This window comes from Cytobacillus sp. GQ23 (genome assembly GCF_059758675.1).
The window spans coordinates 69300-93207 of record NZ_JCAXER010000021.1; the positions used below are offsets into that span (position 1 = coordinate 69300).

At 40.0% G+C, this 23908-nt stretch carries 24 protein-coding genes; 22 read left to right on the plus strand and 2 right to left on the minus strand.

Annotated features, from left to right (window positions below):
* The first annotated feature begins 93 nt into the window (after window positions 1-93).
* The 8 genes from AC6CHU_RS17635 (at window position 94) to AC6CHU_RS17670 (ending at window position 3962) form a co-directional block, all read left to right on the plus strand.
* A complete protein-coding gene (locus AC6CHU_RS17635; RefSeq protein WP_159862251.1) occupies window positions 94-741 on the plus strand; it encodes an NAD(P)H-binding protein in 648 nt (215 codons plus the stop codon).
* Window positions 742-877: 136 nt separating this feature from the next.
* Window positions 878-1105 (plus strand): hypothetical protein, encoded by a 228-nt coding sequence (locus AC6CHU_RS17640; protein ID WP_159862250.1) that lies wholly within the window; start codon window positions 878-880, stop codon window positions 1103-1105.
* A 53-nt stretch (window positions 1106-1158) separates the two neighbouring features.
* Window positions 1159-1332 (plus strand): hypothetical protein, encoded by a 174-nt coding sequence (locus AC6CHU_RS17645; RefSeq protein WP_251283491.1) that lies wholly within the window; start codon window positions 1159-1161, stop codon window positions 1330-1332.
* On the plus strand, window positions 1329-1793 hold the full coding sequence (locus AC6CHU_RS17650) for a hypothetical protein (RefSeq protein ID WP_236566109.1): 465 nt from the start codon (window positions 1329-1331) through the stop codon (window positions 1791-1793). The genes AC6CHU_RS17645 and AC6CHU_RS17650 overlap by 4 nt, the downstream gene beginning before the upstream one ends.
* Window positions 1794-1897: 104 nt before the next feature.
* The gene (locus tag AC6CHU_RS17655; RefSeq protein ID WP_498122529.1) at window positions 1898-2521 is read left to right on the plus strand and encodes a GyrI-like domain-containing protein; all 624 of its coding nucleotides are present in this window, start codon (window positions 1898-1900) and stop codon (window positions 2519-2521) included.
* Window positions 2522-2587: 66 nt separating this feature from the next.
* Window positions 2588-3031, plus strand: coding sequence for a GNAT family N-acetyltransferase (locus tag AC6CHU_RS17660; protein WP_498122530.1), 444 nt, complete (start codon window positions 2588-2590; stop codon window positions 3029-3031).
* A gap of 175 nt (window positions 3032-3206) precedes the next feature.
* Window positions 3207-3455: a PepSY domain-containing protein gene (locus tag AC6CHU_RS17665; RefSeq protein WP_159862248.1), complete on the plus strand. Its 249-nt coding sequence runs from the start codon at window positions 3207-3209 to the stop codon at window positions 3453-3455.
* Window positions 3456-3527: 72 nt separating this feature from the next.
* Entirely contained in the window at window positions 3528-3962 is a 435-nt protein-coding gene (locus tag AC6CHU_RS17670) for a dual specificity protein phosphatase family protein (protein ID WP_159862247.1), read from the plus strand.
* Window positions 3963-4115: 153 nt separating this feature from the next.
* Here the strand turns inward: AC6CHU_RS17670 and AC6CHU_RS17675 are convergent, their stop codons facing one another.
* Window positions 4116-4784: a pyridoxamine 5'-phosphate oxidase family protein gene (locus AC6CHU_RS17675; protein WP_498122547.1), complete on the minus strand. Its 669-nt coding sequence runs from the start codon at window positions 4782-4784 to the stop codon at window positions 4116-4118.
* Entirely contained in the window at window positions 4781-4969 is a 189-nt protein-coding gene (locus tag AC6CHU_RS17680; protein ID WP_498122531.1) for a hypothetical protein, read from the minus strand. The genes AC6CHU_RS17675 and AC6CHU_RS17680 overlap by 4 nt, the downstream gene beginning before the upstream one ends.
* Before the next feature lie 231 nt (window positions 4970-5200).
* Between AC6CHU_RS17680 and AC6CHU_RS17685 the strand changes: the two genes are divergently transcribed.
* From AC6CHU_RS17685 to AC6CHU_RS17750, 14 genes are all read left to right on the plus strand, one after another.
* On the plus strand, window positions 5201-6748 hold the full coding sequence (locus AC6CHU_RS17685; RefSeq protein ID WP_498122532.1) for a sigma-54 interaction domain-containing protein: 1548 nt from the start codon (window positions 5201-5203) through the stop codon (window positions 6746-6748).
* A 193-nt stretch (window positions 6749-6941) separates the two neighbouring features.
* A complete protein-coding gene (locus AC6CHU_RS17690; protein WP_159862245.1) occupies window positions 6942-7805 on the plus strand; it encodes a beta-keto acid cleavage family enzyme in 864 nt (287 codons plus the stop codon).
* A gap of 16 nt (window positions 7806-7821) precedes the next feature.
* Window positions 7822-8886 carry a ketopantoate reductase family protein gene (locus AC6CHU_RS17695; RefSeq protein ID WP_498122533.1) on the plus strand — a complete coding sequence of 355 codons (1065 nt, stop codon included), beginning with the start codon at window positions 7822-7824 and terminating at the stop codon, window positions 8884-8886.
* Window positions 8887-8889: 3 nt separating this feature from the next.
* The gene (locus AC6CHU_RS17700) at window positions 8890-9018 is read left to right on the plus strand and encodes a hypothetical protein (protein WP_268891634.1); all 129 of its coding nucleotides are present in this window, start codon (window positions 8890-8892) and stop codon (window positions 9016-9018) included.
* 15 nt (window positions 9019-9033) lie between these two features.
* Window positions 9034-10605: a sodium:solute symporter family protein gene (locus tag AC6CHU_RS17705; protein ID WP_159862243.1), complete on the plus strand. Its 1572-nt coding sequence runs from the start codon at window positions 9034-9036 to the stop codon at window positions 10603-10605.
* A gap of 39 nt (window positions 10606-10644) precedes the next feature.
* Window positions 10645-11385 carry a 3-oxoacyl-ACP reductase FabG gene (gene fabG, locus AC6CHU_RS17710; RefSeq protein WP_159862242.1) on the plus strand — a complete coding sequence of 247 codons (741 nt, stop codon included), beginning with the start codon at window positions 10645-10647 and terminating at the stop codon, window positions 11383-11385.
* Between the two features lie 431 nt (window positions 11386-11816).
* Window positions 11817-15647: a S8 family serine peptidase gene (locus AC6CHU_RS17715; RefSeq protein ID WP_498122534.1), complete on the plus strand. Its 3831-nt coding sequence runs from the start codon at window positions 11817-11819 to the stop codon at window positions 15645-15647.
* 207 nt (window positions 15648-15854) lie between these two features.
* A complete protein-coding gene (locus AC6CHU_RS17720; protein WP_498122535.1) occupies window positions 15855-17456 on the plus strand; it encodes a class I adenylate-forming enzyme family protein in 1602 nt (533 codons plus the stop codon).
* A 73-nt stretch (window positions 17457-17529) separates the two neighbouring features.
* Window positions 17530-18279, plus strand: a complete 750-nt coding sequence (locus AC6CHU_RS17725; protein ID WP_251283485.1) for a response regulator transcription factor — start codon at window positions 17530-17532, stop codon at window positions 18277-18279.
* A 149-nt stretch (window positions 18280-18428) separates the two neighbouring features.
* Window positions 18429-19529 carry an XdhC family protein gene (locus tag AC6CHU_RS17730; protein WP_251283484.1) on the plus strand — a complete coding sequence of 367 codons (1101 nt, stop codon included), beginning with the start codon at window positions 18429-18431 and terminating at the stop codon, window positions 19527-19529.
* A complete protein-coding gene (locus tag AC6CHU_RS17735; RefSeq protein ID WP_498122536.1) occupies window positions 19530-20147 on the plus strand; it encodes a nucleotidyltransferase family protein in 618 nt (205 codons plus the stop codon).
* Window positions 20131-22542, plus strand: coding sequence for a xanthine dehydrogenase family protein molybdopterin-binding subunit (locus AC6CHU_RS17740; RefSeq protein ID WP_251283482.1), 2412 nt, complete (start codon window positions 20131-20133; stop codon window positions 22540-22542). The genes AC6CHU_RS17735 and AC6CHU_RS17740 overlap by 17 nt, the downstream gene beginning before the upstream one ends.
* A 17-nt stretch (window positions 22543-22559) precedes the next feature.
* Window positions 22560-23015: an SRPBCC family protein gene (locus tag AC6CHU_RS17745; RefSeq protein WP_251283481.1), complete on the plus strand. Its 456-nt coding sequence runs from the start codon at window positions 22560-22562 to the stop codon at window positions 23013-23015.
* A 16-nt stretch (window positions 23016-23031) separates the two neighbouring features.
* Window positions 23032-23907 (plus strand): FAD binding domain-containing protein, encoded by an 876-nt coding sequence (locus AC6CHU_RS17750; protein WP_251283479.1) that lies wholly within the window; start codon window positions 23032-23034, stop codon window positions 23905-23907.
* Window position 23908 lies beyond the last annotated feature (1 nt).

A 23908-nucleotide genomic window follows, 5' to 3' on the forward strand; every position in this document is an offset into this window, starting at 1 on the left:
TTGAATCAGAAGTTAAGCCGTTATGTCTTATATTTGAGGAAACATGTTATATAATTCTTATAAAAAAAACTATGAAAATATAAGGAGAAAAAAATGCACGCATTATTAATAGGAGCAACGGGAGCAACTGGCAAGGACTTGCTGGAATTGCTGCTGGAGGATGAGCATTTCCGTCAGGTAGATGTTTTTGTCAGGCGGGATCTTTCTATCCAGCATGAAAAATTAAAAGTGCATGTGATTGACTTTGATCAGCCGGAAAAATGGAGGCATTTAGTGAGGGGCGATTGCTTGTTTTCCTGCCTGGGCACAACCTTGAAGGCTGCGGGGAGTAAAGAGGCACAATGGAGAGTCGATTACGATTACCAGTACCAATTTGCGAGTATCGCAAGGGAAAACCATGTTAGCCATTATGTTTTAGTCTCCTCAGGAGGCTCATCGCCTAATTCTCCCTTCTTTTATCCAAGGATGAAGGGGCAGCTGGAAGAAGCCGTAAAAGAATTAGGGTTTCCTGGCGTGACCATCCTTAGGCCGCCTGTGCTGGTACGAAAAAACAGTGATCGTACCATGGAGGTGGCGGGAATAAAAGCCGTACAGTTTTTTAATCGGTTCGGACTGCTTCGGTCTCAGGAGCCGATGCCGACAGAAAAATTGGCTCAAGCCATGATCCAATCCTTGAAACCGCCAAAAAGCGGCATTTTTACGCTTGCTGCTGATGCGATTCGGGAATGTGCCGGGAGTTAAGATATCGTTCTGATAACTTTGTCCAACAGGTCAAAGTTATTTTTTTTGTAACACTTTTAGCAGGAAATTTATGTTAAAATAAAGGTAATATTTGGAAAATTATTAAAATAGATGTTTGATAGGGGTGGGACTGGGATTGAAGCATGAAAGAAAAGAGCAACTGAAAAATTGGCTGCTGACGATCATGATAGTTACCCTTATAGGTTCCTTTGTTTTAATTTTTATGGGCTATTATATGGCCGGTTTTCTAATTGGCGGGATACTTATGAGCATTTCCACGTTTTTGTCCCAATGGAGCTCAGGCAAAAGTGCCGATTATCTTTTCAGGGGTGAATATCAAAATAGGCGGAATAATAAATGGTAGAAAAGCGATTCCGATAGGAATGGCTTCTTTTGCATGCACCGTGCCCGGCTGGGATGGGAGGGAAAGTTATTAAAAACTATAAAACATATGCTTTTTTTCTTCTATTGATAATTGCCGTTTTGGCTATCATGGATGGCTTAAATAATTCAAATGCGGCTGAGGAGCTGCGTAAGGAACAGGACCGGCTGGCTGAGGAAGTCGAAGTATCAAAAATGAATATGAAATGAAAGCTAAAATGCTGGATGAGACCAAAAAGGAAAATAGAGTTTTTGAAGAAAGGATCTCGGTGCTGGAGAAGGAAACCGAATCCTTGCGGGCTGCGATTGACTATACGGAATTTACTGCCGCGGTAAAGGCGATTGACTCTTACAAGGCCGTACAAACATTTGAGGAGGCAAATAGGTTTATTGCCCTAAAGGACGGGGGTGGATCCTATACAAGCGAGCGAGGAGGAGGCTGCCCATGTGGGTTCTTTTTAAATGAAAAAGGATTTGAATGGGTACCCAATGCAGTTCTTGACCTAAAAGCATTTAGAGTTGAAAAGGATAAAATTTTACTGACCTATCATACGGCAGAGGATATCAAACAGAATTATCAATTTGTTATGGTTAAGGCGCCAGGACGATTTGAGAGTGAGGAAAAGTGGAGAATTGATGAAATTAAGCTGGTGGAAAAGGGAGAGAAGTAAGGAATTTTTCACATAGGCCTGGGATGATATAAGCTGTTAAAATGGTATTCTAAATACGATACAAAAATGAGTGATTGACTGCTGAATAGAAGGGAGCTGCGGCCATGAAGTTTGAATGGAGAAAGCAGGAAAAGAATCTGTATTTGCCGAAACAGAAACCTGAAGTCGTAACGGTGCCAGAGCAAAAATTTATTACTATAGACGGAGAAGGAAATCCCAATAGTGAGGACTTTTCCAGAAGGATAGAAGTTCTTTATTCCATTGCATATGCCATCAGAATGATGCCAAGGCAAGGGTATACCCCAGAAGGATACTTTGAATATACCGTCTATCCATTAGAAGGACTTTGGGATTTAACAGAAGAGGGAAGAAAGTTAGATACCCTTGATAAGGATCAATTACTTTATACCATTATGATCAGACAGCCGGACTTTGTGACAGAAGAAATAGTCGAAAGGGCGATTGAAAGCGTAAGAAAAAAGAAGCCCAATCCGCTTATTGATGAAGTGTCATTTGAATCCATGGAGGATGGCCTATCCGTCCAAATGCTTCATATCGGCTCTTATGATGAGGAACCGCAAAGCTTTAGAAAAATGAAGGAATACATAGAGGAAAATCAGCTGGAAATTGCTACACTCAAACACAGGGAGATTTATCTTTCAGACGCTAGAAAAGTAGAACCGGCAAAGTTGAAGACAGTTCTTAGATATAAAGTGAAAACCAAATAATAGAAATCTTGCAGGCTTATGCAGGAACCAAGGGGGTTCCTGAGAATGCTTTTTTCGGAGGGAAATATGGAAGAGTTTATAGTGAAGCAATTAAAAAGCCTGTTTGATATTGACTTACACCATTTAGTTAAGGAAAGCAAAGAAGACGGTTTTCGATTTCTTGAAAGATTAGTTAATGAATATGAAGATGACACTAATAACTTTGATAAACCTGGGGAGTCTTTATATGGTTTGTTTAACAAAGAGGGTGTACTAATTGCAATTGGAGGGCTTAATATAGATCCATTTTCAAATGAAGCTGGACGGCTGAGAAGGTTCTATGTTTCCAAGGGTTATCGAAGGAATGGCCTCGGAAGACTCTTGGTAAATCAGCTAATTTCCGATGCAAAAAACTTTTATAAGGTTTTAGTGCTTAATACAGATACCGAACAAGGGGATAAATTCTATACTTCTCTTGGATTTGCAAAGGGAAATTTGTATTCAAATTCCACTCATTATTTATGCCTTTAAAATATGGAAAGTGTTATAAATAGCGTTATATGATCCAGCTGCCGAATCAGGCGGCTTTTTCTTTTTGAATAAATCAAGGTTAGGTAAAAAGGGGAATGGAATAGCACTTTTAGTTTGTCACATACATATGGATAAAAAAGATTGATCTATGTATTGACGAGGAGGAAATATCCGAATGTATGAAAATTATTATTATGGCAGCCCCAGACCAGTGTATAGACAGAGAATTACGAAGGAGCAGGCTCAGGAAATCGCCCTGAAAAACGTACCTGGGCAAATTCAGCATGTAGATATGGATTTAGAAAATGGTGTGTTAGTTTATGAGGTTTTCATTTTAACAGCGGATAACAGAATATTCGAGGTCGAGATTGCTGCAAAAACAGGTAAAGTGTTAAAAATCGAAGAAGAACATGATTTTGATTAACACTCAATTTCAAAAGGAGGCAGCCTTGACTGCCGCTTCATTCTCTATGAGATGGAAAGAGGTGAGTCAAAAATGAGTTTTGTAGAAATGATTCCTCAAAGGCTCTATATAGGCGGAAAGATTACTGCTGCAGACTGGGACTTTATTAAAAACAATATAACCGCAATTGTTAATCTAAGAACGAAACCGGATCAGCCTCCTTTTGATTTTACGAATAGAATTATGATTTGGGCCCCGCTTAATGTTCGGGTGGCTCCGAGTTTAGATTGGGTTCTCAGTCTTATGAATCAGTTAAACCATCTAATGGAGTTAAACTATAGAATTTTAATCCATGATACTATAGGCAAAGAGCGGTTGGGCTTTGTTATTACTGCTTATTATATGCAAAGATTTGGTTTAAAGCGTGACCCTGCCATTCAACTCGTTAAACAATTAAAGCCGGACATAAAACCGCCGGCTGATTACATGAGATTGCTTAAACAATACGAAAATTATTTAGGCCACTAAGAAGAGCCTAAATATTACCCTCGAGGTAGTCACTATAACGCTTAGCTTCTATCTGGCAGAAGAGCCGGAAATTTAAGTTTTTCCCCAAGCGGCTGCCTTCTTTTCAATCAGAAATCAGTTCAGCTTCTTTTTCCCGCATCGAAAAATTTTTCCTTAATATAATCTCTTTTTATAACTTTCCTGAAGATCCTTCTCCACCAGTTCAACGGTGTCATTCGGCAGTTTCGTATGTGCTGCCAGCATTGCAGGAGCGGAAGGCAGGGCTTCCTCTGCAGGCCATGATTCCACATTCCATAATCCCGATCGGATCAACGCTTTTGCACAATGGATAAAGCATTCCTCTGCTTCTACTAAAATTCCAAATAAGGGAGTGCGGCCATTGGCTATACTCTTTCCTAAAAGCTCGGGGTCACGGCATATGTACGCTTTGCCGTTAATTCTTAGCGTTTCGCCAAGCCCTGGTATGAGAAAAAGAAGACCGACATTAGGGTTTTCTATAAGATTATGAGCGGTATCCATTCTTCGATTGCCCGGCCGTTCCGGAATAAAAAGATGCTGCTCGTCAAGAACTGTCACAAACCCTGGGGAATCACCCCTTGGAGAAACATCGCATTTCCCGGCTGCATCTGAAGTGGACAAGGTTAAAAAAGCCGATTTGGAAATAAAATCAATGCAATGCTCATCAATGAAAGGGATGACTTTGGCCGCGGCGCGTGCACTCGGCTGGCCGATTTCCGCCCGAAAAGAAGCAAATTCTCCAATTGTGGTTATGAGGTTTTTATATTTTGTACTCATGTGTATCTCCTTTTCATCAAGCTTTATGATTTTTTTATCTCCACGGTTGTTTTGACAAGCCGGTACACGACAAAATAGATTCCGCAGAGTCCCAGAATTCCCAGTACGGTAAGGAAAGGTATTTTTTCAGCAAAACGGATTCCAGTCACAAATAGAGCAAGGCAAATGAGGATGGAAAATAGGCTAAGTAATATTTGTTTTCTTTTATTCATATTTCCACTGCTTTCTTTATATGACGTAGGCTTTCCGTGAACCTTCAGTGGAGGCAAATGGGTAAGGGGTTGTTAGAAATATTTTAACATAAATATCCATTTGTTGGGGTTGTTAAAAAGAATAAACACTATCAAGCCGTACCAATCTGCTATTGATTATTATTCTATAATTATGTTTAATTTGTTTAAGTATTAGAAAAAATCAGTAAGTTAAATGGGTGTGAGAATTTTATGTCAAGAGATAAACTGTTTTCTTCACAGGAGTTTTTAAAAGGATTGATAGAAACAGTAATAAGTTCGTCACTGACGTCTTTGGATCAAAAAGAGATTAAAAATGGTCTTATGAAAATTTTAGAAGAAATTAAAGAGTTAAACGAAGGAGACTATAAACAGGTTTGTGATGAGCTTTATGATGGAATTTATATCGCAGACGGAGAAGGAAAGACGTTATATGTAAATAAGGCTTACAGCAGAATAACCGGGCTGGCTCCTGAACTTGTTTTGAATAAGTATGTGGAAGATCTGATGAAGGAAGGTCTGTATAAGAATGCCATCACTCCTGAAATTATTCGAACAAAAAAGCCAATTAATGCAGTAGCTGAAATCCGGACAGGGGTCAAAGTTCTAACTTCCGGCAATCCAATCTTTGACCATAAGGGCGATATCAAAAAAGTTGTGGTAATTAATCGTGATATGTCGGATCTATTGGAGATGCATGAAAAATTAGCAGCTTCAGAGAAACGTATGCAAGAGGTTGAAAAAGACAAGCTAAAAAACCAATATGAAATTGAACATCTCAGAAAATTACAGACATCCAAAAGTTTAATTGGAGTAAGCCGTGAGATGAAGCCTGTTATCCAAATGATTCACCAGGTAGCCAATTTAGATGTTACGGTCCTTATAACGGGAGAAACAGGAGTTGGAAAAGAAGTTGTCGCCAATGAAATATATATGAATAGTGAGAGGAAGGGCAAGCCGTTTATAAAAATCAATTGTGCAGCTATTCCTGCAAGTCTCCTGGAGTCTGAGTTGTTTGGCTATGAAGGCGGCTCCTTTACTGGAGCATCCAGTAAAGGGAAAATTGGCATGTTTGAATTAGCTGATAAAGGCACTTTGCTGTTAGATGAAATTGGGGAGATGCCAATTGAACTGCAATCGAAGCTGTTAAGGATTATCCAGGAAAAAGAAGTAACCCGTCTAGGAGGGACAAAGCCGATTAAATTCAATGTCCGAATCCTGGCGTCAACCAATTGCAATTTATATGATCTTGTAAAAGAAGGGAAGTTTAGAGAAGATTTGTATTTTCGGCTAAATGTATTTCCGATTCATATTCCTCCGCTTCGGATACGTGCAGAAGACATTGAGATATTAGTCAGACATTATTTGGACATTTATAATACAAAATATAGTAAAGAAGTGATTTTAGAAAAGGATGTATTCGAAGTATTTAAAGAGTATAACTGGCCTGGAAACATAAGAGAGCTTCAAAATGTGGTAGAACGAATGGTGATCGTTTCGGAAAAATTTAAGAGGTTTAGTGCTGACCATGCAATGAAGTTATTAAATATTGAACTGGATGGGGCAAAAACAATAAATGAAGGTCTCAGTTTAAAGAAAATAGTGGAAAACGTTGAGAAAGAGACAATTGAAAAGGCAATAAAACTTTATGGAAGCACAAGAAAAGCAGCCGCTATTTTAGAAGTTGACCAATCTACTATCGTAAAAAAGGCTAAAAGGCTGGGAATTAATTTAAGTGATGCAAAAACGAATCAGAGTTGATGAAATATTTCATCGGAATATATGCCTGATAAAAGAACTGAATAGTCGGATTATTTAAAAACCGATGAATTTTATCATCGGTTTTTTACGTTGATTTTTAGAAAAAAGTGAGTTTATCGCCCTTTTACTTTTGGCATGGAAATTGCATTTACAGAAAGAGAAGAATTTATTTTGCAGAAAGAGGGATCAAACAATGGAAAAATTAATTATTACAGTAGCCCCAACAGGAGCACAAACCACCCGGGAACATACCCCTTATGTGCCCTTATCACCAAAAGAGATTGCGGACTCTGTTTATGAGTCATGGAAAGAGGGGGCGGCTATTGCTCATATTCATGTAAGGGATCATAGGGGAGAAAACACACTTAATCTGGATACGTATAAGGAAGTTATTGACCGAGTCCAGGAAAAATGCGATATTATTTTAAATTTAACAACTGCCGGGGGAATCGGAAATGATGATGAAGATCGGCTAAAGGTGTGTGAATTAAACCCTGAAATGGCTACTTTTGATGCAGGGACCATGAACTTTGGCTCGGGTGTCTTTCACAATACGCCTGAGTTCCTGGAAAGATTGGCTGCTGTTACGAAAGAACGGCAAATCAAGCCGGAGATTGAGATTTTTGATGTCGGCATGATTCACAATACGTTAAGGATTGCTAAAAAGGGATTGATTAATGATCCATTCCATTTTCAATTCGTATTGGGTGTTCATGGAGGTATGCCGGCAACTCCTAAAAACTTGATGTTTTTAATAGACAGTATTCCGGAAGGTTCTACATGGTCGGCAATTGGTGCAAGTAAAGATCAGTTAACCATCAATACAATGAGTATTCTATTAGGCGGACATGTTCGGGTAGGAATGGAGGATAGTGTCTATTATCGAAAAGGTGAATTAGCTGAAACAAATGCTCAATTTGTGAATCGAATAGCGAACCTGGCCCAAACATTGGGGAGAGAGGTTGCAACTCCAGCGGAGGCCAGAAAAATCTTAGGGATTGATAATCTGAATAGAGGCAGTCTAGTTTCATCGCTGAAGGGTGCCAAAAATTATTAAGAATAGGGGGGGTATTATGAATATTGCGATTATGGGTGCAGGCTCTTTAGGAACAATTATTGGAGCACTAATGGCGGAAGGAGGAGAAAAAGTAGATTTAATTGATATTAATGAAAGTCATGTAAATATGCTGAATCAATCCGGTGCAAAGCTTTCAGGTTTTCTAAATAAAACGGTTCCTGTCAATGCATTGACACCAGATCAAATCAGCAGCCCATATGATTTAGTATTTCTATTAACCAAGCAGGTATTTACCTATGAATCTCTTCATCAATTACTTCCTTATCTGCATGAAAGCAGCATTGTCTGTACGCTTCAGAACGGAATTCCTGAAGAGTATGTTGCTTCCATAGTTGGCGGAAAAAGGACGATTGGCGGGGCTGTTGGCTTTGGAGCAACATGGAAAGGGCCGGGGGAGTCTGAACTGACTACAGAATGGGAGATTGTAAAGAAATATGCATTTGAGATAGGGGAAACGGACGGAAAAATCACCTCCCGCTTATCAGATGTAAAAGCGGTATTGGAACATGTAGGCTATTGCAAAATCACATCCAATATTAACGGAATCAAATGGACAAAGTTATTAATGAATACGACATTCAGCGGTATGTCAGCGGCACTCGGCTGTACGTTCGGCGATGTTCTGTCGAATAAGGAAGCAATGACAAGCCTGGCTTATATTGCGGATGAAACCATTAAAGTTGCACATGCGAAAGGGATCCAATTAACCAATATGCAGGGAAAAGACATGGAATTCCTGGAACTGAAGGAAGGTCAAAAGGTTAGTGAGAAAATGGGTTTTTACCATGAGGTTTGGTCTCCACACCGAAATCTGAAAGCGAGCATGCTGCAGGATTTAGTACGGAAAGTGAAGACAGAAATTAACTTCATTAATGGCCATGTTTCGAAAAAAGGGAAAGAATTTGGTATTCCAACTCCTTATAACGATTTAGTTGTGAAGCTGGTATCGGATGCTGAAAATAGGAAAGCAGCTCCTGTTTTTTCTGATAATTTGCTTTTTTTTGAATCCTTAAATAAGAAATTGAAAAATAAACCAAGTACGCTTGTAGAGGGGAGATAACCCATGGCTATAGTATTGTTGATTTGGGGTGCCACAATCGCTTTTTCACTGATTTTCGGGACAGTTCTGTGTTATAAAGTCGAAAAGTCAAAAGTAAAACGCTGGGGATATTCCGGAAAACTATTTAAATAGGAGGTGGTGACAGGTATGTGGTATATCGCAGTTTTTGCATTTTATTTATTATTTATCGTGTGGACATGTCTGAAAAGCTTAAAGAATGTTGAATCCATGTCAGACTTTACAACAGGCGGGCACCGAATGGGCTTATTTATTGGGGTTGGCACATCTGTTGCCACCTGGGTAAGTGTTGCCTCTGTTATGGGGGTTCCGGGATACTTGTACAGTTCGGGAGTGGCAGCCATTATAGGGTGGGTTGCTGGATGGTTTTTCGGCACAGCTTTAATCCCGATTGTTGCTTATAAAGTCAGAAGGCCGGAATCACCGGCAAAAACTTTTCCAGAATTTATTCATCTCCGATATGAACCATTAAAAAAGAATAGCCAATTGCGGACACTGGTTGCGGCACTTATGCTCGTTGGATATTTTGTTTTTACGCATCTGCAGGTAGTGGGGTTTGGAATTGTTTTTTCAACTATTACAGGCATGAAATACGAAATAGCTATTTTTGCATTTCTTGTTTTCCTTCTTTTTACAAGCATAGGAGGCTTCTGGTCAGTAGCTGTTACAGATACTGTGAACACCATTTTAATCATTTTAGGTGTAGTTCTGGGGGCTGTCGCTGTATTGGCCGCAGCAGGAGGATTCTCCAATATTTATGATACCCTGGCGGCAACAACTGCACCAACCGTTGTTGGAGGAGAGAATCTGGCAGAAGGTGTTTTATTGTCACCTGTTGGATCCTTTGGCCTGGGCGCTCTATTTTCTATTTTTATTTCCAATTCACTTGGAGCTGCCGTCTCCCCTCACTGGGTAGCCAGAATGCTGGCTCCTAAAAGCATTAAAGTAGCCATCATGCAGATGATGATCTCAGTCGTTCTGCTAATCGCCATTTTCGTTCCGTTAATCATTATTGGACTAGGTGCGAAAACATTGATTCCCAGCCTGCCGGCAGGACAAACCACGGACTATATTATGCCGCTGGTGATCACGGAATATGCGCATCCTTTAGTGGGAGCACTTACCTTAGTCGCTTTATGTGCGGCAGCCGTATCGACTGCTAACTCTATGCTGCTGCATTGCGGGACATCACTTTACTATGATATTTACAAAAACATATTCACTTCGAAAACAACAGAGGAAAATTCGAAAAAGCATTTAAGATATACGGTTCTGGCACTTGGCGTTTTAGCTGTGGTGAGCGCAATAAAACCGCCTGTGCTGCTGGCAATGGGATTCACGTATGTATACGGAGGATTCGGCGCAGCATTCTTCTTTGTCGTCTATTTAGGTCTATATTGGAAGCGAATGAACAGTGCGGGTGCATATGCCAACATAATTGTAGGTACGGCAGTGTATATCATTGCAAAGGTATTAGGAGCAACTAATCCATTTATCATTGCTCTGGCAGCTGCCTTTGTATGCGTTTTAATTGCTGTTAAAATTGGCAAGAAAGCACCGCTGGAAGCGTATGAACCTTATTTTGAGATCGAAATAAGCAGCTCAACCAAAAAGGCTATTTCAAGTATTCAGGATGACTATGCTCAGGAAGAAAATGAGCAAAAGGCAGTTACCAGTTCCAAAGAGGCAGTTGAAGGATAAAGAAGAGAAGGAATACTTTCAAATGAAAGGAACATAAAAATGAAATTATTAGGCAAGGTTGCTGTCATTACCGGTGCAGCACAAGGTATTGGTGCAGCCATAGCTAAGAAATTTGCAGAAGAAGGGGCAAAATTAGTCTTAGCTGACTTAAATGAGCAGAAACTATTGGATAGGGCAGAGGAAATTAGAAAAGGCGATGGAGAAGCCATCTATATTGTATGCAATGTGGCAGATCGGAATGAAGTCAGTCAGTTATTTGAAGAAACGCTGGTACAGTACGGCCGTGTAGATATTGTCGTAAACAATGCCGGCATTGTTCAGGATGCACAGCTGGTAAATATGACAGAATCCCAGTGGGATCAGGTCGTTGATGTAAATCTAAAGGGTGTTTTCAATGTCGGCCAGTATGCAGCAAAAATAATGAAGGATCAGGGAGAAGGAGTTATTCTTAATGCCTCTTCTGTTGTAGGGCTATACGGCAATTTTGGCCAGTCCAATTATGCTGCTGCTAAATGGGGAGTAAACGGCATGACTAAAACCTGGGCGAAGGAACTGGGTAAATACGGGATTCGTGTCAATGCCATTGCCCCTGGATTTATCGAGACGGACATGACCAGCGTTCTGCCTGATAAAGTAAAAGACATCATGAAAGCAAAGTCAGCCTTGAATCAAATGGGCAGACCGGAAGATATAGCAAACGGCTATGCTTTCTTGGCTTCAAAAGAAGCTCGCTTTATTACGGGAACAATTTTGAGTATAGATGGAGGGCTTGTAATTTGACCTGGTGACAGGCACCACCCGAAAAATCTTGTTTCACAAGTGTTTCATAAGCATAGAATCTGGCTTCAGTAATGAAGCGTCTTTTTAAAAGTCTATAAGAAATTGTATAGGTATAACCCGGCAGTTCTGCTGTCTGGTTATGCCTCTTCTGCTTTTTGGGGAAGGAATCTTTATTGGGACAAAGATATGTTCGAATGGCTTAAGCCAGACTGTGTCATACGACATGCTCCACTGTCCTGTTTTACTTACAATAAATCTCATATTCAGTTAAATTATGAAAATATTCAACATCATTTTTCGTGAAAAATAGTTCTAATTCCCTATTTCGAAAGCTGTTAATCGGGTCTTTTGATTCTTATATGAAAAATTTGGTTTTGTTACCTTTATAGTGTATTAAAAAAATTCTGAATAATAGAACTAGGAGGTAAGGGATGAGGATTAAAAGATCAGCAGTGGCCTTATTAATGTTCATGCTAATCTTCTCCAGTTCGGTGTCGGGGGCTGTGCTGCCTGAAAAATCACCGAGCACCAAGGGAGATGAAAACCGCAAGACCGTCCAGGAAATTAAGAAAAGTGAATTGGACAAGCAGTACAAGAAAACAGATATTGTCCGAGTCATAGTGGAGATGAAGACAGAGCCTTCTGTCCTTTATGCCCAAAAGCAAAAGAAGAAGTATAAAGAACTTCCAGATGCAACAAAGCAGAAGCTGAAAAATGAAAAGCTGTCTGAACAGCAGAAGGTAAAGGATCGCGCCAAAAAGAATAGAGTGAAGATGATTGAACGCGAAAGCTTTACTACAATCGTAAATGGCTTTAGTGCTGAAATGATGTATGGCGACATTGAGCTTGTAGAAGAAATGCCGGAAGTGGCAGAGGTACAAGTGGTGAACGAGTACGAAAAGCCGCAGGAAAAACCGGATATGGTTTACAGCAAAGAGCTCGTACAGGCTCAGGAAGCTTGGCGTGATTATGGATTTAAAGGTGAGGGAATGGTAGTCGGCGTCATTGATACCGGAATGGATCCTTCTCACCGCGATATGGTTTTAGCCGGCGACACTGAAAAAGAATTAACGAAGGCCGAAATCAACAAGTTTAAAAAAGATAATGGCCTTCTAGGAAAATATTATTCTGAAAAAGTTCCATATGGATACAATTATATGGATGAAAATGACACAATCCGCGATATCGGCCCGGATGCTTCCATGCATGGAATGCACGTTGCCGGAACTGTCGGAGCAAATGGCGATGAGGAAAACGGCGGTATTAAAGGGGTCGCCCCTGAAGCCCAGATCCTTGCACTTAAAGTATTCGGAAATGATCCGAATATGCCTTCTACATACAGCGATATTTATGTAAAGGCAATTGATGATGCGATCGTACTTGGTGCAGATGTACTAAACATGAGCCTTGGTTCTACAGCTGGTTTTGTGAGCCCTGAATCAGCTGAGCAAAAAGCGATTGCCAGAGCAGTTGAAAACGGCATTTTAATGTCTATTTCTGCTGGGAACTCTGCTCACTTTGGAAATGGATTTGCGAATCCAAGCAGTGAAAATCCCGATATCGGTGTCAGCGGATCACCTGGTGTATCCTATGATTCTCTGCAGGTTGCATCCATTGAAAATAGCTTCATGGATCTGGATGCAGTGAACTACCAATTCGGTGAAGAGTCTGGAAAAGCTGCATTCCTATCAGCATCAAATGTTCACCCGAACGATGTAGAAAAGAAAACATTTGAAGTGGCATACGGCGGACTGGGCAAGCCTGAAGAGCTTTCCGGAGTTGCTGGGAAATACGCATTAATTCAGCGCGGAGAGCTGGGATTTGTTGATAAAGCGATCAATGCCCAGGCAGCTGGAGCACTTGGTGTCATTATCTACAACAATGCAGACGGATATGTCAACATGGCAAGTGATCCGTCCATTACCATCCCGCAGCTGTTCATGCTGAAAAATGATGGTGACAAGCTGGCAGCAGCTCTTCAGGATGGACAGACAGTCAATCTTACGTTCAACGGAGAAAAGACGAAATCTGCAAACCCTGAAGCAGGCAAAATGAGCGCCTTCACTTCATGGGGATTAACGCCTAACCTGGACTTCAAGCCTGAAATTACAGCTCCAGGCGGACAAATTTATTCTACTCTTGAGAATAACCAGTACGGAATGATGAGCGGTACATCCATGGCAGCTCCTCATGTTTCTGGTGGTGCAGCACTTGTTCTTGAGCGCGTGGATAACGAGTTTGGCGTAACCGGCTTTGACCGTGTCAACGTTGCGAAGAACCTGATGATGAATACAGCGGCACCAGTTATTGATAAAGGAACCGTTAACAGTGCATTTGAATGGAATATCCCTTATTCTCCACGCCGCCAGGGATCGGGCATCATGCAGCTTCATTCGGCATTGTCTTCTCCTGTGATTGTGACGGAGGCTTCAACGAATGAAGGGAAGGTAGCTTTAAAAGAGGTTGGCAATACGTTTGAATTCACGTTAAAAGCACAAAATTTCAGTGATGAAGATGTAGCATATGATGTGGCGGCTAATCTTCAGACTGACTTTGCAGCCTATGGAGAGATGGGCTGGGCAGCAGATGAGCTTGAAGCTCAGAAGATTTTAGATGCTTCTGTAAAAGTGGATGGCCAGGATTCAGCAGAGGTAACCGTTCCTGCGAATGGATCTGTAAGCTTTAAAGTAAGTGTGGATGTGAGCAATGCAAAAGTGGTAGAACCTTCAGTGACAGGAGATTGGGAAACTCCGCTTGACATTAACGAGGTATTCCCTAATGGATACTTTGTTGAAGGATATGTCACGTTGACAGATTCAGCTGATGTGAACCCGCAGTTAACGGTTCCATATGTAGGCTTCAAGGGTGATTGGGATAAAGCTCCGATCCTTGACGGCATGAAGTATGATGACAGTTCATTCTACGGAATGGCAGGAGCTGTTTCTGAGTCAGCTGACAGCTACACATATTTGGGATACGACCCGGTAAATGATTCTTTCAACGGTGAAGCCATTGCGATTTCTCCGAATGGGGACAAAGTTCAGGATCAATTAATTCCGGTTCTTTCGTTCCTTAGAAATGCGAAACAAGTAGAATTCGCGATTACAGATGAGGATGGAAAAACGTTACGCAAGCTGCGCACGGAAAACAGCCTCCGCAAGCATTATTACGATGGCGGCCGTGGTGCAACATACACGCTTAACCCGTCTTGGGGCTGGGATGGAAAAATCAGCAACCAGATTGCACAGGATGGACAGTATTATTTTGAAATTAAGTCTGTTATTGATTATGCAGGGGCAGAATGGCAATCCGTGAAAATCCCTGTAAAAGTGGACACGGCTGCGCCAAGCATTCAGGCTGAGCTGATCGAAGGCAACACAGCACTTAAGATTGAAGCTGCTGATAACCCTGAAGGCTCCGGCATTTCGTATATTGATATTTTCGTAGAGGAAGAGTCCATTCTGGATGAAGCGCTAAGCGGAGATACCGAAGAATTCACACTTCCGGAAGAGTTGGAAGCTGGCACCAATGTTAAGGTTGTAGCCTATGACTTTGCCGGCAACTCATCAGCAGCGACTGTGGAAGTGGGCGAAGTGAGCAATGACAAGACCGTTCCATACGTGTACCTTGAAGAGCCTGAGGCACTTGAAGTGTATAACACGAATGAACTGACTGTCAGCGGAACGATTAAAGAAGAGTCTGGCATGAAGGAATTCTCCATTGCTGGAACTCCAATTGAAACCAAGTACAATGAAGCTAAAGGCCAGTATGAGTTTGAAACAAAGATGACGTTTGAAGATGGCGTTCACAGCCTGGAAGTGAAAGCCGTTGATACTGCGAATAATGCAATTTCCTTCAAGCGCACAATTATCGTAGATGCGACTGGTCCGACTGTCGAAATCGATGGACTGCCTTCAAGCAAATACATTAAGCACAACAAAAAAGACCCTGTCATCAACATCACAGTGACAGATAATTTTGACCAGCTCCGCTTCTATCAGGACGGCAGCGAGCTATTTTACCAGGAGTTCCAGGAACCATACGCAATGAGACCAATTGAAAAAGAGTTCAAAAAGATTAAACTCTCATTGAAGGAAGGCTTAAACGTCTTCACGTTTGAAGCAGAGGACCTGGCAGGCAACAAAACAACCAAGACGGTCGAACTGTACAAGCTGAAAAAAGGCGAACAGCCTCCGCAAAATAACGAAACCCCTGATGGCCCGGCAAAGCCTGGTAAAGGGAATGGAAAGAAAGATAAGTAATAGTATTTGGAAACCCGGCTTCCTTGGTGGAGCCGGGTTTTCTTTTTTGGGGGAGTAGTTTTGAAATAGGATGGGGCATCCTTCTAATAATAGATCGGTGCTAAATCGAATCAGAATCATGCAAATAGAACATTTAACCTTGAAAAAGAAAAGTTTTGAGTTTTGGTAGATGTTTAGGTGGCATTTGTTTCATAGGAACGTGACATTTTGGGTATCGTTTGTATAAAAGGGTTTCTCCGCAATTTAGCGAATTTTTATGTAGTTAAAGATTATAAAGGAGGAATTTCTTTGGATCTGCGTACAATATTTGAATATTCTATTGAAAGACATCCTCATAAGGTTGCAATAATAGAAGGGGATAAAAGGTATACATACCGCCAGCTGGGGATAGAGGTCAACAATGTGGCCTCTTCCTTACACAAACTTGGAGTGAATAAACACGACAGATTAGCTGTGCTTTTGAAAAACCGTTTTGAAACAGTGGTAATCTTTTGGGCCATTCAAAAGCTGGGCGCTATTTATGCAGGAATAAATGTTAGACAATCCCAAGAAATCGTTCATTATTGTTTAAGTGATTTAGAGTCGAAATTCGTTATCTACGATGCTTCGACTGAGTATTTAATTAACAAAAAAAGATTTATAGAACGGCCAGTATTTATAAATATAGATGGAAATGACGGAGATATTAATTATGAAGAACTAAAAAAACAAGAACCTTACGACTTTACTCCCAATCAAATCATTGAAAGTGATTTAGCCGTCATCTTATATACTTCTGGAACAACAGGTAATCCAAAAGGTGTTCCACGTTCGCATCAAAATGAATATGCAGCTGCTTTTGCCCATATCTTCCAATGTCATTATGAGTGGCATGACTCCACGTTAGGGGTAATACCACTGTACCACACAATGGGATTGCGGTCCCTGCTAAGTATGGTGCTGTTAAACGGTACCTTCATCATTCTTCGGGATTTCGATTCTTATGAGGCTATTAAATTAATAGAGCAGGAAAAAATAAATTGTCTATATCTTCTCCCTAATATGTATCACGATATGGCAACATTGTCTGAATCGAATAAATCGAATTTTAATGAATTGCGCACTATTGTGTATGCAGGAGCTCCTATGACAAGCAAATTAATCGGTTTATGTATGGAAGTATTCCGGCCCAAGTATTTTATTAACCACTATGGAAGCACAGAAATTTACACCTATTCCTTTTGCGATCATATCTCGGAAAAGCCTGGATGTGTTGGGAAGCCAGGCATCCATCAAAATATAAGGATTGTTGAACCTGATATAAGCCGTTCTAAGACACCTGCGGACACCGTTAATGATGGTGAAATAGGTGAAATTATTGTTCATATCGGCTCTCCTGAATCATTTAAAGGGTATTGGAATAAACCAGAACATACGAAAAGATGTGTGATTCAGAATTGGTTTTATACAGGGGATTTAGGATACAAAGATGCAGATGGAGATATGTTTGTGGTAGGGCGTCTGGATGAAATGATTCTTCACGCAGGAGATAATATATATCCTATAGAAGTTGAGTCTGTACTATTAGAACATCAGAAGGTACAGGAAGCTGTTGTGGTTGGGGAAGACGATGAACGCTGGGGACAAGTGGTGGTTGCATATATCGTCCCAAGTGATCCATCTTTGACCGTAAATGAATTGGATTTATTTTGCAAAAGACATCCTAAATTATCAAACTATAAACGGCCGAGAAAATATATTTTTCAAGCATCCTTTCCAAAAACAGCTGTAGGAAAAATAATGCGCAAAAAAATTAAATCAAATTATTAAAAATAGGGTGGACTTTCAAATTTTTATCATTTAAAAGCAAAATAATAAAAATGAATTAGGCAGGAGGCTTAAAATGCCCAATATGCTAATTGTAGATGATGAATACGAAAGCCGATATTTCCTTCGTGAGTTTATCGCTTCCAGTGAATATCACTATTTTTCTGTACATGAAGCAGATACATATGAGAAGGGACTGTTAATGCTAAAACAGCTAAAGCCTTCCATCCTTATAGTAGAAATCTCCTTGCCGGGCAACAACGGTTTCGAACTTGGAAAAGAAGCAAAGCGGTGGGATCCAGGAATTTCAGTAATAATCTATACTCAGCTAGAAATATTTGAATATGTCCAAAGTGCTATTAATCTAGGATTTTCAGCATATTTGCTAAAACCTGTGTCAAGAAGTGAAATCAAGCAGGTGTTTGAGCGTATAATTATCCATAGTCTATCAAGGGAGACAAACCATTTTACTGGAAAGAGGGAAGATACCGCAAATGTCGATCTTGCTCATCCAATTGAATCTTCTATTCAATACATTCAAGGGAATTTTAAAAATCCAATTACACTAAATCAGGTTGCAGACTCTGTCTATTTGAGCCCTTCCCATTTTAGCCGTTTATTCAAGGAAGAAATGGGCGTAACTTTTATCGAGTATTTAACGGCATATAGAATAGAACAATCAAAGTCATTACTCAAAATGACCTCTTTACCTATTGAGGTAATCGCACATCAAATAGGTTTTACTAGTTCCGGGTATTTTGCAACGACCTTTAAAAAAAGTGAACGCTGTACACCATCTGAATATAGAAGTCTTTTTATAAAGTAATAAAAGATAATAAATCTAAGGATAAGTCCCATTTCGGGATTTGTCCTTTTTTTAATAGTATTTTAAAAGTTCATTTGCAAATATATTGAAACCTTAATGTTATAAATATTCATATAATTCAATTAATAAATTCAAAGGGGCGAAGGAGTTTGATTATAAGTGAACTTAATAGATGCATTCAAAATAATGAAAAAGCAATCTTAGCAACTATCATTGATAAAAAGGGTTCTTCCTACCGCCAAGTCGGAGCAAAAAGCCTAATTTTAACAGATGGAACAGCCTATGGTGTTCTTAGCGGTGGATGCATTGAGCAAGACTTGCTTGAACATGCAAGAGAAGTGTTTGAGACAGGTAAACCAAGAAAGATTATTTATGACTTAAGAAATGATGATAATGTGCCATGGGGGTTAGGTGTTGGGTGTAATGGCGTCATAACCGTTTGGCTTTCGCTTATAGATCCTGAAAATAATAAAGAATCAGCTGAAAAGCAATTCAAAGTATTAAAACAGCAATATCAAAGTAAGGAATCATATTCAGTCTGTACAGTCATTGAATCAAGTAATCATAATACGCTTCTGCCGGGAACTATCTTAGAAAATGTTGAGTTGCCTCTCTTAAAGATTATGTCAAGCAGAATTATAGAAAATTATTCAATTAGTGTGAATGGAAAAAAGGAAAAAGTAACTATATTTTTGGAAACGATTACACCCAAACCTGATATCATCATTTTCGGATCAGGACCAGATGCATCATCATTAATAGATCAATTAAAGTTATTAGATTGGAGAGTAACAATAGTGGATCATCGTCCTGGATATTTAAATAAGGATAACTTTCCTTACGCAGATGAATTGAAATTAGTCCCGCCGGGAGAATTTCCGGAAGGTCTAAATGCGAGTGAAAATTCTTATGCAATTATCATGACTCACCATTATGAACAAGATCTTATTTACCTGAAAGGATTGCTCCTGATGAATCTTTCCTATATAGGCCTATTGGGTCCAAAGAGAAGGTTCAACAATCTTAAAAATGATCTACAAGCACAAGGGTTCAATATCCCTGCAAAAGCTTCTGAAAAGATATATTCACCAATAGGCCTTGATATAGGCTCTGAGACACCTGAGGAAATAGCACTGAGTATCGCAGCAGAAATTATGGGGCACAAAAGTAAAACAAGCAGCCAACCGCTTAAATGGAAAAAGGATTCAATTCATGCTTCAAATCAAAGGTTAAAAGAATTGGTCCAATAGATGAAGGTTGAAATCTGGAACGTGGTCTTAGCCGCTGGTCAATCAACGAGGATGATGGGAACTCATAAGTTACTCAAAAAGCTTGAAGATGGATCAACAATCCTAAAGTACACCGTCAAAAAGATATCGGCTAATATGGCCACTAAAACGATGGTTGTATTGAATAGAGATTTTCCTGAACTGGAAAGTGAAATTCGTGATTTGCCAGTAAACATAGTTTGGAACCCTTGTCCTAAACTTGGGATTAGCAGCTCCTTAGCAACAGCAATTAAAAGCTTGCCTTCAACTTGTGAAGCTTTGTTGATAACTCTAGCAGATCAGCCCGAGATTAAAGTAGAAGTAATGAACGGAGTAATTAAAAAGTACCTCGTATCAAAAAATCCCTTAATTATAACTTCATATAAAGGGAAAATCAGGCATCCTATTTTGTTTGGTGAATTGTATTTCAAGGAGCTTTTGAACCTCAAGGGAGATCAAGGAGCAAAATTACTTATTAGTGCTAATAAAGAAAAGGCGCACATTTATTATGAGGATGAAAAAGCTCCGGAGGACATCGATACCATTGAAGATTATAGAAGACTATTAAAAAGGAGGAATGAAATTGACCTATGTAGGTAAGCCCGTGAAACGAATAGAAGATGCTAGGTTAGTGTCCGGTGAAGGAACATTTATTGATGATCTTTCGCCATTGCCAAATATCCACTATGCTGCGATTCTTAGAAGCCCCCATGCACATGCCCGTATTAAAGCGATTCTTCCAGAAGAAGCGGCAAAAACACCTGGTGTAATAGGAGTGGTTGTTGGAGAACATGTAAAAGCTTTAACCAATCCTTTTCCAGTGGGCGTAAAGGTACCAATAAAATACTACCCCATTGCAGTAGATAAGGTTCGGTTTGTGGGAGAAGCTGTTGCAGTTGTTGTGGCTAAAGATCGTTATATTGCAGAAGATGCTCTCGCAAAAATAAAAGTCGAGTACGAACCGCTGGATCCTGTAGTCCAAATTGAAGATGCTCTTTCGTCTAAGTCAGCCGTTCTTCATGAAGAAGCAGGTACGAATATAGTTAATCATCGTGTATTCCAATACGGAAATGTCGAGGATTCATTTAAAAGTGCAGATTATATTGTAAGGAAAAAATTCACTTTTCCTAAGGTTAGTGCAACTCCAGTGGAAAATTATGGAGTAATCGCGAATTATACAAAAAGTGAAGGTGCGTATACCATTTGGTCAAATTTTCATGGACCATTTACACTTCATTCCGTCATGACTGCAGCACTAAGGGTGCCAAGCAATAGACTGAGGATTATTACGCCAAAGGATATAGGCGGAAGCTACGGTATCAAATCAGGAGTATTTCCATATATGGTCTTAATCGGAGTAGTGTCAAGAATATTGGATGTACCAGTTAAATGGGCGGAAGACAGACAAGAACACCTCATGGCAAGTTCCAGTGGTACAGATCGTGTAACCTGGATTGATGCAGCTGTAAAAAAAGATGGAACCATTATGGGTTTGAAAATGAAATATGCGGATAGTGTTGGCGGTTATATACGTGCCCCCGAACCTGCTTGTTTATATAGAACACACTCAAATTCAACTGGAGCCTATCGAATTCAAAACGTGAAAATGGAAGCGATTGCAGTCGTTACGAATAAAAGTCCAACGGGGCTTATAAGAGGCTATGGCGGTCCTCAGCACTATTTTCCTCTTGAAAGAATGATACAAATCATTTCAGCTGAATTGGATCTGGATGTGATTGAAGTCATAAAGAAAAATTTAATTACGAAAGAAGAATTTCCCTATCATACAGCTTCAGGGGGAATATACGATAGCGGGGATTATCATAAGGCATTGCATCTTGCACTTGAATCAATTGATTATGATGGCTTTAAAGAAAAACAGAAAGAAGCCTGGGAAAATGGGAAATATCTGGGGGTGGGGTTTGCTAGCATCGTTGAGCCATCCGGGTCGAATATGGGTTACGTGACCATTGCTTTGACGCCGGAAGAGAGAGCAAAATCATTGCCGAAATCAGGCTGTTCTGAAGGTGCCACGGTATCGATAGATCCCATGGGTGGAGTCACAGTCCGGATCAGTACGGTACCAACGGGGCAAGGACACGAAACAGTTACTTCCCAAATCGTTGCAGACGTGCTAGGTGTTGATCCTGCTTCTATCCGGGTTATTGCTGAATTGGATACGTTAACAAGCCCATGGTCAGTAGCTTCAGGTAGTTATTCCAGCAGGTTTGCTCCAATAGGTTCTAGTGCCGTTTATCAAGCAGCACAAAAAGTAAGATTGAAACTTTTAGAAATTGCCAAAAACCAATTAAATACCACAGTGGACGAGTTGGTCATGAGAGAAGGCAAGGTATTTGCAGAAAAAAATCCTTCGAATAGTATCTCCATTAAGAGATTAGTAGGTTTGGCACATTGGAATCCTCAAGGCCTTCCCGCTGGTATTGAACCAGGTATCCATGAATCTGCATTTTATACATTATCTGCAGCGGAGTCACCTAATGAAATGGATCTTGTTAATGGATCAGTTACTTATGGATTTGTGTTTGACGCTGTTCAAGTGGAAGTGGACATTGATACAGGTGAAGTAAAAATTATTGACTATACCACAATCCATGACGCTGGGAAACTATTAAATCCAAATATTGTGGAAGGTCAAATAATGGGTGGTTTAGCACACGGACTAGGAGCCGCACTTTATGAAGAACTTGCATATGACGAAAGGGGGCAGTTTCTAACTGGAAGTTTTATGGATTACTTATGTCCTACGGCGACAGAAATCCCAAATGTGACCATAAAGCATATTGAAACACCTTCCCCCCTAACCCCTCTTGGAGCAAAAGGGTTAGGCGAAGGAAACACAATGAGTGCTCCGGTTGTTATCGCAAATGCAGTTACAGACGCTTTAAAACCATTTAATATCTCGATTGACCAACTTCCTTTATCTCCAAATCGGATTTGGTCAAAAATTCATAATAAGAAACCGATACAAATTTAACCTAAGGAGGAATTGTCATGAATGGTGAAGGAAATATTCAGCTGAACGGAAATCTGGATAAAGTTTTTTCAAGCTTATTAGATCCGGAAGTATTAAAAAACTGCATTATGGGGTGCAAAGATCTATATAAACAAGAAACCAATGTGTATGTGGCAGACTTATCCGTTGGGGTTGCTGCAGTAAAAGGGAAATATGATGCAACCATTCGTCTTGCGGACCTGGAGCCTCCTCACTCCTATAAGTTAATTGTTCATGGTGAAGGAGCACCAGGATTTGTAGATGCCGAAGCAGCCATTCATTTAGTTCCGGTGGACGATGAAAATACAGAGCTTAGGTATACTTATGAGGCCGCTGTAGGTGGAAAAGTCGCTTCAATTGGTCAGCGTATGTTAGGTGGTGTTGCAAAACTGATTATTAAAGACTTTTTTAAAAAGATTAAAAGAGAGCTGGATAAAGTAAATATTGCTGACTAGAAAGGAGGACAATTATATGAAACCAGCAGCATTTGCTTACTATAGTCCTTCAACAATAGAGGAAGCAGTGAAACTTTTAGATGAATATGGAGATACAGGGAAAATCATTGCCGGCGGGCAAAGTTTTATTCCTATATTAAATATGAGAATGTCAGAACCGGAGTGTCTCATTGACATTAACAAAATCAAGGAATTAAACGGAGTCAGAGTAGAAGATGGCCTTCTGAAAATTGGGGCACTTACAAAGCAAAGGGAACTCGAACAGTCGGAGGCTGTTAAAATCCATGTTCCTATACTCACAGAAGCTACTCCATTTATTGGTCATGTCCAAACGAGAAATAGAGGTACTGTGGGAGGAAGTGTTGTCCATGCAGACCCAAGCGCAGAACTGCCTCTTTGTTTTTTGGCACTCAATGCCGAAATCGTTATTCAAAGTATAGATGAGACTAGGAAAGTAAGTATAAATGAGTTTTTTATTACCTATTTAACAACAGAGGTGATGCCGGAGGAAATATTAACTGAAATTCATGTCCCTCTCACTGAACAAACTGGTTACGCATTTGAAGAATTTAGCAGGAGACACGGTGATTTTGCTTTAGGAGCAGTTGCTTGTATTTTATCAGTTGATGAAATTGGAAAAGTAGATAAATTGAGACTTGTCTTAGGAGGGGTGGATGCGATTCCTCTTTTAGCAGAAGGGACTATGGAATATTTAGAAGGAAAAAGTATAACAGAGGAAACAATTGACAGAGCAGTAGAGCTTGCAGTAATGGATGCTGATCCGGATGATGATTTACATGCTTCAAAAGAATATAGAATCCATATAGCTAAAGTTCTCACAAGGAAAGCATTGATAAAAGCATATAACCGTGCATTAGGAAAGGAGGTTTAAA